Genomic DNA, 11,867 nt, shown 5'->3' with positions numbered 1-11,867 from the left:
TCATAGATTTTGTGAATTTTGCTATTCTAAATTAAAGTAATCAGCTCTATAGCCAGTACTCAAGGATTCTCATCTCGATGGAAAAAGACTATGTCACAAAAGAACTTAGCTGGTTATCGTTCAACGAAAGAGTGCTCCAAGAAGCGGCAGACAAGTCAGTACCATTAATCGAAAGAGTTCGTTTTTTAGGTATTTACTCGAAAAACCTCGATGAGTTTTACAAAGTTCGATTTGCTGATGTGAAGCGAAAGATCTTACTTCAAGATCCACAGCTACTCTCCAACTCGCCGAAAACTTTACTGACTCAAATGCAGAGTAAAGCGAGCAAGCTCGATGCTCAATTCCATGACCTGTATAACGACCTATTGTTGGAACTAGCGCGCAATCGTATTTTTCTGGTCAACGAACAGCAAATCAGCGAAGAGCAAAGTGACTGGATCAAAAAGTACTTTAAGAAAAAAGTGCTACCACACTTAACTCCGTTTCTCTTGAACGAAGATAGCCAGTTACTCAATATTCTCAAAGACGAACAAAGCTACTTAGCCATCGACATCGGGCATGAGGCATCTTCTCAATATGTCTTACTCGAAATCCCATCAGAGGAACTCCCTCGATTTGTAAAGCTACCGGAAGCTTCGGGTTCGCAGCGTATGACTTTGATCTTGTTAGATAATATAGTTCGATTTTGTTTGGATGACTTGCTTAAAGGATTCTTTGAGTATGACTCATTGCGTTGTTTTGCGATAAAAATGACGCGTGATGCCGATTATGACCTTCAAGAGGACAATAAAAATAACCTATTAGAATCGATGTCTTTAGGTTTAGAACAGCGCTTAACGGCACTGCCGATACGTCTGATCTATGAATCAGAAATGCCAGCTGAAATGCTCAACTTCTTACAAATCAGGCTTAAATTGTCTGACTATGATAGTGTCATTGCAGGTGGTCGTTATCATAATTTCAAACATTTCTCTGAGTTCCCAAGCCTTAACCGACGTGATTTAGTTAATCGCCCACTACCCGCGATTAAGTGCGCGCATTTCAACCACTACCCAAACTATTTCGAAGCAATCAAAGCGCGTGACATCTTACTCCATTACCCTTATCACACCTTTAATCACATCACTGAACTTGTTAGGCAGGCTTCCTTTGATCCCAAGGTAACCTCCATCAAAATAAATGTTTACCGTGTTGCGGAAGGCTCAAAACTCCTCAGCTCGATCATCGACGCTGCGCACAATGGTAAAAAGGTCACCGTGGTTGTCGAGCTGCAAGCCCGCTTTGACGAGCAAGCCAATATTCAATGGACCAAGAAACTTCAAGAAGCGGGTGTAAAAGTCATCCATGGCATCCCGAGCTTAAAAATTCACTCCAAGCTGCTGCTCATTAAACGAAAAGAAGGCAAGCATACAGAGTATTATACCCATATTGGCACCGGTAACTTTCATGAAGTTACAGCGCGCGTGTATACCGATTTTTCTCTGCTCACTGCGAATGAAGATTTGACTCAAGAGGTGAGACAAGTCTTTAAATATATTGAAAACCCTTATCAAAAGTCACAGTTCAAACAACTGATTGTGTCACCAAAGAATACAAGAAAACGCCTCTACCAGTTGATAGATAATGAAATACAAAATTCGTTAGAAGGTAAGCCCGCAAGCATCACTCTAAAACTCAACAACTTGGTTGATCGAGAGATCATTGAAAAACTCTATCAGGCCAGCCAAGCCAATGTAAAAGTGAGAATGGTCATTCGCGGCATGTGCTCTCTTGTCCCTAGCATACCCAACATCAGTGACCATATTGAGATTGTCAGTGTGGTCGATCGTTTTCTCGAACACCCGAGAGTGATGATATTTAGTAACGCTGGAAAGCCGAAAGTCTATATCTCCTCTGCTGACTGGATGACACGAAACTTTGATCACCGCATCGAAGTTGCAGCCCCAATTTTAGATCCAAAGATCAAGCAAACCATCATCGATATCACCGAGTTTCATTTCGATGACAGTAACAAAGCTCGAGTGTTAGACCAATCGATGAGCAACCCTTACATACAACCACCAGCTAACCCACTTGATTACCCGACGTCACAACTCTCCACTTACCACTATATTAAACGTATGGAGAAACTTGCTCGCAAGAAGTACAAACAAGAGAAGAAATCATGCCGCTAATTGATAACAGACATTCTCGATGTATTGCCGCTATAGACTTGGGCTCGAACAGCTTTCACATGGTAGTTGCCCGAGTATTCGATCAACACCTGCAATTAGTCAGCAGACACAAACAGAAAGTGAGATTAGGTAATGGATTGGATGAACGTAACTTCCTATCCGAAAGCGCTATCGAGCGAGGCCTAGAATGCCTTAAAGTATTCGCAGAGCGACTAGCAGATTTTGAACTTGATGATGTCAGAGTTGTTGCGACTCATACTCTAAGAAAAGCCAAAAACGCTAAAGACTTCTTAGAGCAAGCTAAACCATTGTTCCCTTTTCCAATCGAGATCATTTCCGGTCAAGAAGAAGCTCGAATAATCTATAACGGCGTAGAACACACTCAAACCGCCTCAGAATCTAAATTGGTTATTGATATTGGTGGAGGGAGTACCGAACTCGTCGCAGGACAAGGTTTTACTCCCTTAATTATGCGCAGTTTACCTATGGGATGCGTCAGTTTCACTCAACGTTTCTTTGCTGACGGAGGACTAACCTCAAAACACTTCTCAGATGCTAATACCGCGGCTACTCGTCTATTGATGCCATTAATTGAAGAATATACAAAAGCCCCTTGGGAAATCGCCTTTGGCTCATCAGGGACGGCTAAATCAATAAAAGAGGTACTCATTGGCTTAGGGTTCACCGATGGCCTCATTACGCCCCAACGCCTGTCCTATTTAAAGAATCACTTATGTGAATTTTCATCATCCAAAACCTTAAATCTTTCAGGTTTAAGTGATGAGAGAAAGCCAGTGTTTGCTGCTGGCGTTACCATTCTTTCAGCAGCCATGGATACGCTAGACATCAAAGAGTTACATGTTTCTGATGGAGCCCTGAGAGAAGGTGTTCTTTATGACATGGAGGATCGATTTAAAGATATAGGTGTTCGAACAAGAACTGCCGAAACGCTCATCTCTCGATACCATGTAGACGTAACTCATGGCAAGAAAGTGAAAGAACTCTCTCTTTCATTGCTGAAACAAATACAACCTCAAGTGACAACGGCGGTCACTAATGAGCTGTATGATCTGCTTAGTTGGGCTGCATTACTTCATGAGGTAGGACAAAGTATTGCATTCCAAGGCTATCATCGCCATTCGGCTTATCTACTTAAGCACACGACAATGCCAGGCTTTAATACTGAGCAACAACGTCTTATATCAACATTGGTTCGCTATCAAAGAAAAGCGCTCAAGCTACAAGATTTGCCGGAACTTTCTCTGTTTACCCTGCAACAAATCACCCTGCTGATTCGTGTATTGAGACTCGCTATCTTACTCAACCGTCAGCGAAATCAAGCACAGGCCCCAGACGTATCGCTAACTATAAAACAACAAGATAACTGGGAATTGAAAGGATCTAACAGCGATTGGTTGGCCCATAACCAACTGCTTGATTGTGAACTCAGAGAAGAGCAACGACGTTGGCAAAATGCTGGATGGTTGTTGAAGCTAAAATAACGAACCATCAAAATAAAAACAGCCTGCGGCATCGCAAGCTGTTCATATGTTTCTTTTCTAAGTTTGTAGTAGCCTCAATCAGAGCCCGACTTTTGCCAACTCTTGCTCTGCGAACTCAGACGGTATCGCTAAATAGCCATCTTTCTCTACCAGTTCTTGCCCTTGCTTTGAGAACACAAAAGTGAGGAACTCTCTCTCAACAGGAGAAAGCGGTTTATCTGGGTGTTTGTTCACGTATACATAAAGAAAGCGTGATAGAGGGTAATCACCACTCAAGATATTCGCTCGAGTCGGCTCTACATAATCAGAACCATGCTCGGTAATAGGAATTAACTTAACGCCAGCCACTCGATAGCCAATACCCGAATAGCCAATCCCGCTGATTGATGAAGCGACCGACTGTACAACCGATGCAGAACCTGGCTGTTCATTGACTCGGTTCTTAAAGTCACCACCGCATAAGGCGTTTTGTTTGAAATAGCCGTAGGTTCCCGAAACGGAGTTACGACCAAACAGTTGGAATCGATGTTTTGCCCATGGCTGATCGACTCCTAAATCTTGCCAATCGGTTAGCTGTTTCGTTGCACCGCAACGCAGTGTCTCTGAAAATATACCGTCAATTTGGCGAAAATTGAGCCCTTCAATAGGGTTATCACGATGCACAAAAATGCCAATGGCATCGATAGCAACTCGCAGTGCCGTCGGCTTATAACCATGCTCTCTTTCGAATGCTTCGACTTCTCTTAGGCGCATCGGTCGGCTCATTGGCCCTAAGTGAGCAGTACCTTCGGTTAAGGCTGGAGGAGCGGTAGAAGAGCCAGATGCTTGGACTTGAGCATTTACATTCGGATAGTAAGACTTGAACTCTTCCACCCATAGCGTTGTCATGCCTGCCAAGGTATCCGAACCTACCGACAATAAACTCCCGGAAATGCCTGGAACCTTAGAATAATCAGGAAGAGAATCGACACCTTGTTCTGCATGGACAGAGTTAACCAAAGCCAACGCTAACAATGAACTGACGGGGAAACGCACCCTGCGTATGAGAGAAATCATGACACAGTCAATCGATTTGGAAGCGTGAAGTAGAAGCGGCTACCGACACCCACTTCACTTTGAATTTCTAAATGTGAGTCATGGTGACTAAGCGCATGTTTCACAATAGCTAATCCAAGACCACTACCACCAGTATCACGTGAACGTGCTTTATCTACACGATAGAAACGCTCTGTGAGTCGATGTAAATGCTGAGGTTCAATACCATCCCCCGTATCTGACACGTCTAAGCAGGCACCTTGACTAGTCTGATACCAACGTACCTTAACCGTAGCGCCCGGTGGTGTGTATTTCACTGCGTTGTACACCAAGTTAGATATCGCACTCCTCAGTTGATCTTCATCAGCTAAAACTCGTAGGCTCTTATCGATATCAAATTCCAGCTTATGCTCACGCTCACCACTTAGGCTTGCAGCCTCTTTTTCAAGAACCTCAAGCATCGCCGGAACGTTGACCACTTCATCGAGCTCATGCATTGGCGCAGCTTCAATTTTAGAAAGCGTGAGTAGTTGATTAACCAGACTGTTCATGCGATTCAATTGCTCGGTCATCACACCATGAGCTTTAGGCCACATAGGCCCAACGATCATATCTGGATCTTCCGTCATTTCAAGGTAGCCCTGAAGTACGGTCATTGGAGTACGTAGCTCATGAGATACGTTAGCGAAGAAGTTACGACGCATGCCCTCCAACTGCTTAAGCTGAGTGACATCACGCACCACCATCAGGTGTTCACCCTCAGTATACGGCACAATACGCAGTTCGAGCATACGCTCCACATTCAGTGGAGAAGGCATCTCTAATGGCTCAGAGAAATCTTGCTTATTCAGGTACTTAATAAAATCTGGAGTGCGGATCAAATTCGAGATCGGTTGTCCAGAGTCGTCTGGCCAACGAAAGCCCAACAAATACTGAGCCAGTTTGTTACACCAAACGATATTGCCTTCGCCACGAAATACCACAACGGCATCGGGAAGGGATTCTGCACCGTTGCGGAAACGGCGAATAAGGTTGGTCAGTTCTTTACGTTTGCGACGCTGTCTCTGCTGCATACGATAAATACCGTTAAACAAAGATTCCCAGTTTCCAGAGCCTGATGGTGGTGTTAGACGCTTCTCATCCCACAACCACGCGGACAAACGCATTTGGTTGTGTAGATGCCAGCCGAGCTGCAATACCGTAGCAGCCAGCAGTAACCAAGGTAGATAACCGAATATCCATCCGACTAAAACCCATGGTGCGTAAAAAAAAGCCAGCTCCCAAGCCAGCTTTTTCCAGGTTAACTTTTCAACCATTCAGGACTCCGTAAACTGGGCAGCGAAGCCACATTAAGCCTTTGTAGAAAAACGGTAGCCAGCGCCACGAACCGTTTGGATTAGCTTATCGTGACCTGCAGATTCAAGCGCTTTACGCAGGCGTCGAATATGTACATCAACCGTGCGGTCTTCAACGTAAACGTTAGTACCCCAAACGTTGTTAAGCAGCTGCTCTCGACTGTATACACGCTCTTGGTGCGTCATAAAGAAATGCAGCATTTTGAATTCTGTTGGCCCCATATCAACTGGACCTTCGCTTGCGGTAACGCGGTGTGATACTGGGTCTAATTTAAGACCTTGAACATCAATCACATCTTCCAATGCCGTTGGTGTTACACGGCGGATAACCGCTTTCAGACGAGCGACGAGCTCTTTGGGTGAAAATGGTTTGGTAATGTAGTCATCAGCACCCACTTCTAAACCACGAACCTTATCTTCCTCTTCGCCACGAGCCGTCAGCATCACCACTGGGATGTTGCGAGTTAACTCTTCACGCTTCATGTGCTTGATAAAGTTTATCCCGCTACCACCAGGTAGCATCCAATCTAGTAATACTAGATCTGGGAAAGGTTCACATAGCTTGTTTACCGCTGTATCGTAATCTTCAGCCTCTACTGCTTGGTAGCCTTTTTGTTCAAGCACGAAACACAGCATCTCACGAATAGGTGCTTCATCTTCAACAACCAGAATCCTTCTCGACATAATTGAATAGCCTTTGTATTTAATCAACGCATTGCATTATCTGAGTTAATTATGACACTTTTGTGACCTTTGAAAACAAATTTTCATATAACTGTCTCAAACATTTCACTTTATAACTTTTGATACAGAGCTAAGGACAAATCGAATTAGATCTCATATCATGAAGCACTTCTAAAAAGGTATGAGAAAAATTATGTGGTTTAAAAATTGCCTAGTCTATCGCTTCAACCGTGATATTGATTTCAACGCAGATCAGCTAGAGAAACAACTTGAAGAATTCCGTTTTACTCCTTGTGGTAGCCAAGACAAACAGAAATTTGGTTGGGTACACGCAATGGGTCGACATGGCGATATGATGACGCACGTATCAGAAAACCGCATTCTAATCTGTGCAAAGAAAGAAGAGAAAATGCTACCGGCTTCTGTGATCAAAGAATCATTGAACGCAAAAGTAGAAACGCTTGAGGCAGAGTCTGGCACACCTCTGAAAAAGAAAGAGAAAGACAGCCTAAAAGAAGACATCATCATTGATCTACTTCCTCGCGCATTCAGCCGCAGCAACTTCACTTACGCGCTGATCATGCCAAAAGAAGGCTTTATCGTAGTTGATGCGAGCAGCTATAAAAAAGCAGAAGATGTATTGGCATTGCTACGTAAGACAATGGGTAGCCTACCGGTTGTTCCTGCGATTCCAGAGCAAGCGATTGAAACAACGTTAACTGAATGGGTTAAGTCAGGCGATACGCCTCAAGGTATCACTATGCTTGATGAAGCAGAGTTAAAGTCTATCCAAGAAGACGGCGGTATTGTCCGAGTTAAGAAGCAAGAACTAGAAGCGGATGAAATTAAGAACCACATCGAAGCCAATAAGATGGTGACGAAACTTCTTATCAACTGGCAAGACCGTATTGAATTCATTCTTGCAGAAGATGGCAGTATCAAACGCCTAAAATTCAGTGATGAACTAAAAGACGAAAACGACGATATTCCTCGTGAGGACCAAGCTGCACGCTTTGATGCAGATTTCTCATTGCTATGTGGTGAGTTCAGCGTGTTCCTTCCGAACCTGTTCGAATCACTAGGTGGCTTAACTCAACCAAACGCTTAATAAGTAACTTCAAAGCTCAGGTGCACCGTGCCTGAGCTTATTTTCCCTACATTTCCCGCTGTATATTTATCCCTTCACTCTCTTCTTAATATCATTGCTATCTTTAGGGCTATCAACCAAACTCATTTTAGCGTAAAATTTGCGCCCCTTTGATATCACTTGGTGGTATCAACCTGACTTGAGATCAGATTAGAGAACGAAGCAATGACTACACAAAAACCATTTGTACCTGAACTATTATCACCGGCAGGAAGCCTTAAAAACATGCGTTACGCATTCGCCTACGGCGCAGATGCAGTTTACGCGGGTCAGCCACGTTACAGCCTTCGCGTTCGTAATAATGAGTTCAACCACGAAAATCTACAAATCGGTATCGATGAAGCTCATGCTCAAGGCAAAAAGTTATATGTTGTATGTAACATTCAGCCACACAACTCTAAACTAAAAACTTTCATTCGCGACCTTAAGCCAGTTGTTGATATGGGCCCAGACGCTCTTATCATGTCTGATCCTGGTCTTATTATGATGGTTCGTGAAGCATTCCCTGAAATGCCTATCCACCTTTCAGTTCAAGCTAACGCTGTAAACTGGGCAACGGTAAAATTCTGGGCTACACAAGGCGTTGAGCGTGTCATCCTATCTCGTGAGCTATCACTTGAAGAGATCGAAGAAATCCGCGAACACTGTCCAGAAACAGAACTAGAGATCTTTGTTCACGGTGCACTTTGCATGGCGTACTCTGGTCGTTGCCTACTTTCTGGTTACATGAATAAGCGCGATCCTAACCAAGGCACTTGCACTAACGCTTGTCGTTGGGAATACAAAGCAGAAACGGCAAAAGAAGACGAAAACGGTCAGATTGTTGAAGCAAACCCTACTGGTGTTGAGATTCAGGATGTTGAAGTTCAAGACGAACGTCCAGACAACACACTAGGTCTAGGTAAACCAACAGATGAAGTGGTTCTACTTTCAGAGTCACACAAGCCTGAAGAGAAAATGGCTGCGTTTGAAGATGAGCATGGTACTTACATCATGAACTCAAAAGATCTTCGCGCAATCCAGCACGTTGAGCGTCTAACGAAGATGGGTGTTCACTCACTGAAAATCGAAGGTCGTACTAAGTCTTTCTACTACTGTGCACGTACAGCTCAGGTTTACCGTAAAGCTATCGATGACGCCGTAGCAGGCAAGCCATTTGATGAAAGCCTAATGGGCACACTAGAGAGCCTAGCTCACCGTGGTTACACTGAAGGTTTCCTACGCCGCCACACTCATGATACATACCAAAACTACGAATACGGTTACTCAATCTCTGACACTCAACAGTTTGTTGGTGAATTCACAGGTAAGCGCCGCGGTGACCTAGCGGAAGTAGAAGTGAAGAACAAATTCCTAGTTGGTGACAGCTTAGAAATGATGACACCGAAAGGTAACGTTGTTTTCAAACTGGAAGTTATGGAAAACCGTAAATCTGAAGCTGTCGAAGACGCAAAAGGTAACGGTCACTTTGTCTTTATCCCGGTACCAGCAGATCTAGACTTAGAGTATGGCTTACTGATGCGTAACTTGAGCGAAGGCCAAGATACACGTAACGCTTCAGGTAAGTAACTTTACTTAGAAACTCAACTGAGAAGAAAGCAATGGCTCTGTTAATCACTGACAAGTGCATAAACTGCGATATGTGTGACCCTGAATGCCCAAACGGCGCAATAACTATGGGTGACAGCATTTTCGAAATCGACCCAGATTTATGTACTGAATGTAAAGGTCACTATGAGAAGCCAACGTGTCAGTCTGTATGCCCAATTACCAAGTGCATCATCACTGATCCAAACCATATTGAAACTGAAGATGAGCTACTAGAGAAGTTTGTTATCATTCAAGGCTTGACCTAAAAGAAGAAAGGTTCAACTTAACCATAAGTTGAACCTTTTTTTTAACCTGATTTTTCGATTGGGTAAATATTGCAGAAGAGCTCTTTTTCAAATTGGTACTCGAGTCTCTCTCGCCAGTTTATCGACTGAGATACAGGAACAAGATAAAAGTTTTCCCTGCTGGTATCTGTCACAAATGCCATTCCATACTGCATCAATTCATAGTGCACGTCATTTACGAAGCTAGGGTCTAGACGTTGTCTGCCCGTCAATTGAGTGATGTCATCCCTCGAAATAGAAATACCCGAACTTTCAGCGTTGAACCTATGTCTTAACCATCCTGAAAATTCCTTTGCACAAATCATAGTCATAGTCTTATCCTTGAATTATCTATCTACGGGTATCAGACTCTGATTTTACATACTGCATATAAGCCGCATCTTTCACCCCAAAAACACTCCACCCTTGACCAAGCCGTGTCAAATTCGTCATCGCCCTTGCTGATAGCGTTATTAGTTTTATTAATATCAAACGATGTTCTTAATCTCGTGTTTATAAACACTAGACAAAAGTGTGATATTTCTCCAGTTTTAGAGTCGAGAAAACCAGTGGCTGTACCACTGTAAAAAGCCTCGATTAACAGGATTACTTATTCGATATCAAGGCCAAACACTGACTTGGCATCACTTTAACTTTTTTCTTTTTCTTATTTTTCGCTACTTTTGGGGGAGGTGGAACTGGAATGGTCTTTGGAGCCCAACTGGCAAGTTCATCTCCACAGCCATCACCTTGAGGAGGGTTTGCTTGAGCTATACAATTTGAACTGCCTTCAGGACACTTTAAACGAACGTGGAAATGTGAATGATGCCCCCACCAAGGCCTTATTTTGCCTAACCAAGCTCTATCATTAGCGTCAGAGCTTTCTTGGTCACAAAGAGTTTGTTTAATAACAGGATGGACGAAGATACGTACCACTTTTTCATCTTTCGCGGCATAGCGAATGACTTGGAAGTGATCATCAGTCCAATTCGATTTGCGCAATTTGTAGTTGGTGAGATCGACAACGCTGATTGGCTTAGGAACAGCGAGTTCATTTTCGGACAGCCTCTTATCGGTGAGCCTTAACCATATATCAATATCCAAGCCAGTCTGGTGGCTTGAATGACCAGACGAAAAGCGCCCTCCTCGAGGTAGAGAAATATCACCAACCAATAAATTAGTGTTGAGCTGTTCGCTCGCGGTCACACCTAGCCTTTCAATAAACTGAATGGCCTCTGTATGTCCATAGTAGCGCTCTCTCTGAGGACGAATCACTTGGTAACCTTGACCGTCAATTGGCAAAGCCTGCGCACCGTCTAGACAGCCATTAGCGTAACTACCGATAGATGAGGTTGAATTTCTTGTCGGGCTCTTTTCTTTTTCCCATGGGGTTGCCGATACGTAAAACGAACAAAAGATAAGAGCTGATGTACAAAATAACCTCATAACAATTCCAAATAAATGATCTCTATTTTCATACTAGTCGTCATTAGGAAATAGGTGCATATCGAGGATGATATTTTGAAGATAAAGAGGGATTTTCATTTGGAGAGAGGGTAATGTTCAAATCATAGAAAGCAAAAGGCTCGAGCATTTCTGCCGGGGCGCGCAAGTCTAGAGCCTTAAATATAGCAGGGGAGACTGAGCCGGCACTCCGGAGATTCGACAGGGCTGGCGCTCGAACTCCCAACACGCGCTGTTTTGGTAAGTAGGAGAATCCGCTACTCTGCTAATGGCGTATGTTAGATTCAGAAAGTAAAAAGGCTCTAGCATTTCTGCCGGGACGCGCAGTCTAGAGCCTTAAATATGGCAGGGGTGGACTGGGCCGGCACTCCGGAGATTCGACCGGGCTGGCGATCCAGCTCTCAACATTGCTTCGTAGAAGCAACAAATGCAAAAAAGCCTCAGCATTTCTGCTGAGGCTTCGTATATGGCAGGGGTGGAGAGATTCGAACTCCCAACACGCGGATTTGGAATCCGCTGCTCTGCCAATTGGAGCTACACCCCTATTTTCAGTTTTAAAGAGCTGAAACTCTGAATAAGTGGCGGAGTGGACGGGACTCGAACCCGCGACCCCCGGCGTGACAGGCCGGTAT

The 11,867-nt window shown here is 43.9% G+C and carries 10 protein-coding genes and 1 tRNA gene; 5 read left to right on the top strand and 6 right to left on the bottom strand.

What is annotated here, in order from left to right; genetic code table 11:
- Window positions 1-77 precede the first annotated feature (77 nt).
- A complete protein-coding gene (ppk1, locus tag FTW16_RS00115; protein ID WP_146489660.1) occupies window positions 78-2,174 on the top strand; it encodes a polyphosphate kinase 1 in 2,097 nt (698 codons plus the stop codon).
- Window positions 2,165-3,676 carry an exopolyphosphatase gene (ppx, locus tag FTW16_RS00110; protein ID WP_146489659.1) on the top strand — a complete coding sequence of 504 codons (1,512 nt, stop codon included), beginning with the start codon at window positions 2,165-2,167 and terminating at the stop codon, window positions 3,674-3,676. The genes ppk1 and ppx overlap by 10 nt, the downstream gene beginning before the upstream one ends.
- A 78-nt stretch (window positions 3,677-3,754) precedes the next feature.
- Here ppx and FTW16_RS00105 read toward each other — a convergent pair whose 3' ends face one another.
- The 3 genes from FTW16_RS00105 to phoB are packed head-to-tail and all read right to left on the bottom strand — an operon-like array spanning window position 3,755 to window position 6,750.
- The gene (locus tag FTW16_RS00105; RefSeq protein ID WP_146489658.1) at window positions 3,755-4,732 is read right to left on the bottom strand and encodes a PstS family phosphate ABC transporter substrate-binding protein; all 978 of its coding nucleotides are present in this window, start codon (window positions 4,730-4,732) and stop codon (window positions 3,755-3,757) included.
- On the bottom strand, window positions 4,729-6,027 hold the full coding sequence (phoR, locus tag FTW16_RS00100; RefSeq protein ID WP_060983278.1) for a phosphate regulon sensor histidine kinase PhoR: 1,299 nt from the start codon (window positions 6,025-6,027) through the stop codon (window positions 4,729-4,731). Before phoR ends, FTW16_RS00105 begins: the two co-directional genes overlap by 4 nt.
- A 33-nt stretch (window positions 6,028-6,060) precedes the next feature.
- Window positions 6,061-6,750 carry a phosphate regulon transcriptional regulator PhoB gene (phoB, locus tag FTW16_RS00095; protein ID WP_004735064.1) on the bottom strand — a complete coding sequence of 230 codons (690 nt, stop codon included), beginning with the start codon at window positions 6,748-6,750 and terminating at the stop codon, window positions 6,061-6,063.
- A gap of 193 nt (window positions 6,751-6,943) precedes the next feature.
- Between phoB and rdgC the strand changes: the two genes are divergently transcribed.
- From rdgC to FTW16_RS00080, 3 genes are all read left to right on the top strand, one after another.
- Entirely contained in the window at window positions 6,944-7,858 is a 915-nt protein-coding gene (gene rdgC / locus FTW16_RS00090; RefSeq protein ID WP_017062534.1) for a recombination-associated protein RdgC, read from the top strand.
- Between the two features lie 204 nt (window positions 7,859-8,062).
- A complete protein-coding gene (yegQ, locus tag FTW16_RS00085) occupies window positions 8,063-9,466 on the top strand; it encodes a tRNA 5-hydroxyuridine modification protein YegQ (RefSeq protein WP_146489657.1) in 1,404 nt (467 codons plus the stop codon).
- A gap of 32 nt (window positions 9,467-9,498) precedes the next feature.
- Window positions 9,499-9,753 (top strand): YfhL family 4Fe-4S dicluster ferredoxin, encoded by a 255-nt coding sequence (locus FTW16_RS00080; RefSeq protein ID WP_004740368.1) that lies wholly within the window; start codon window positions 9,499-9,501, stop codon window positions 9,751-9,753.
- A gap of 41 nt (window positions 9,754-9,794) precedes the next feature.
- Here the strand turns inward: FTW16_RS00080 and FTW16_RS00075 are convergent, their stop codons facing one another.
- From FTW16_RS00075 to FTW16_RS00065, 3 genes are all read right to left on the bottom strand, one after another.
- Window positions 9,795-10,103 (bottom strand): hypothetical protein, encoded by a 309-nt coding sequence (locus FTW16_RS00075; protein WP_060983276.1) that lies wholly within the window; start codon window positions 10,101-10,103, stop codon window positions 9,795-9,797.
- A gap of 274 nt (window positions 10,104-10,377) precedes the next feature.
- Window positions 10,378-11,217 carry a penicillin-insensitive murein endopeptidase gene (mepA, locus tag FTW16_RS00070; RefSeq protein WP_146489656.1) on the bottom strand — a complete coding sequence of 280 codons (840 nt, stop codon included), beginning with the start codon at window positions 11,215-11,217 and terminating at the stop codon, window positions 10,378-10,380.
- A 485-nt stretch (window positions 11,218-11,702) separates the two neighbouring features.
- Window positions 11,703-11,779: transfer RNA gene (locus tag FTW16_RS00065), tRNA-Trp, on the bottom strand.
- Window positions 11,780-11,867 lie beyond the last annotated feature (88 nt).

Origin of the sequence: Vibrio sp. T20 (assembly GCF_007858795.1) — a bacterium.
Taxonomy (GTDB): domain Bacteria; phylum Pseudomonadota; class Gammaproteobacteria; order Enterobacterales; family Vibrionaceae; genus Vibrio; species Vibrio satsumensis.
Note: the sequence above shows the minus strand (reverse complement) of the source record. Positions and strands in the feature narration are given on the sequence as shown.

What these genes read in the sequence shown, in the direction of transcription:
- mepA (WP_146489656.1), bottom strand. Translation starts at nt 11,217, where the DNA reads ATGAGGTTATTTTGTACATCAGCTCTTATCTTTTGTTCGTTTTACGTA.
- yegQ (WP_146489657.1), top strand. Translation starts at nt 8,063, where the DNA reads ATGACTACACAAAAACCATTTGTACCTGAACTATTATCACCGGCAGGA.
- rdgC (WP_017062534.1), top strand. Translation starts at nt 6,944, where the DNA reads ATGTGGTTTAAAAATTGCCTAGTCTATCGCTTCAACCGTGATATTGAT.
- FTW16_RS00075 (WP_060983276.1), bottom strand. Translation starts at nt 10,103, where the DNA reads ATGACTATGATTTGTGCAAAGGAATTTTCAGGATGGTTAAGACATAGG.
- phoR (WP_060983278.1), bottom strand. Translation starts at nt 6,027, where the DNA reads ATGGTTGAAAAGTTAACCTGGAAAAAGCTGGCTTGGGAGCTGGCTTTT.
- phoB (WP_004735064.1), bottom strand. Translation starts at nt 6,750, where the DNA reads ATGTCGAGAAGGATTCTGGTTGTTGAAGATGAAGCACCTATTCGTGAG.
- FTW16_RS00105 (WP_146489658.1), bottom strand. Translation starts at nt 4,732, where the DNA reads ATGATTTCTCTCATACGCAGGGTGCGTTTCCCCGTCAGTTCATTGTTA.
- ppx (WP_146489659.1), top strand. Translation starts at nt 2,165, where the DNA reads ATGCCGCTAATTGATAACAGACATTCTCGATGTATTGCCGCTATAGAC.
- ppk1 (WP_146489660.1), top strand. Translation starts at nt 78, where the DNA reads ATGGAAAAAGACTATGTCACAAAAGAACTTAGCTGGTTATCGTTCAAC.
- FTW16_RS00080 (WP_004740368.1), top strand. Translation starts at nt 9,499, where the DNA reads ATGGCTCTGTTAATCACTGACAAGTGCATAAACTGCGATATGTGTGAC.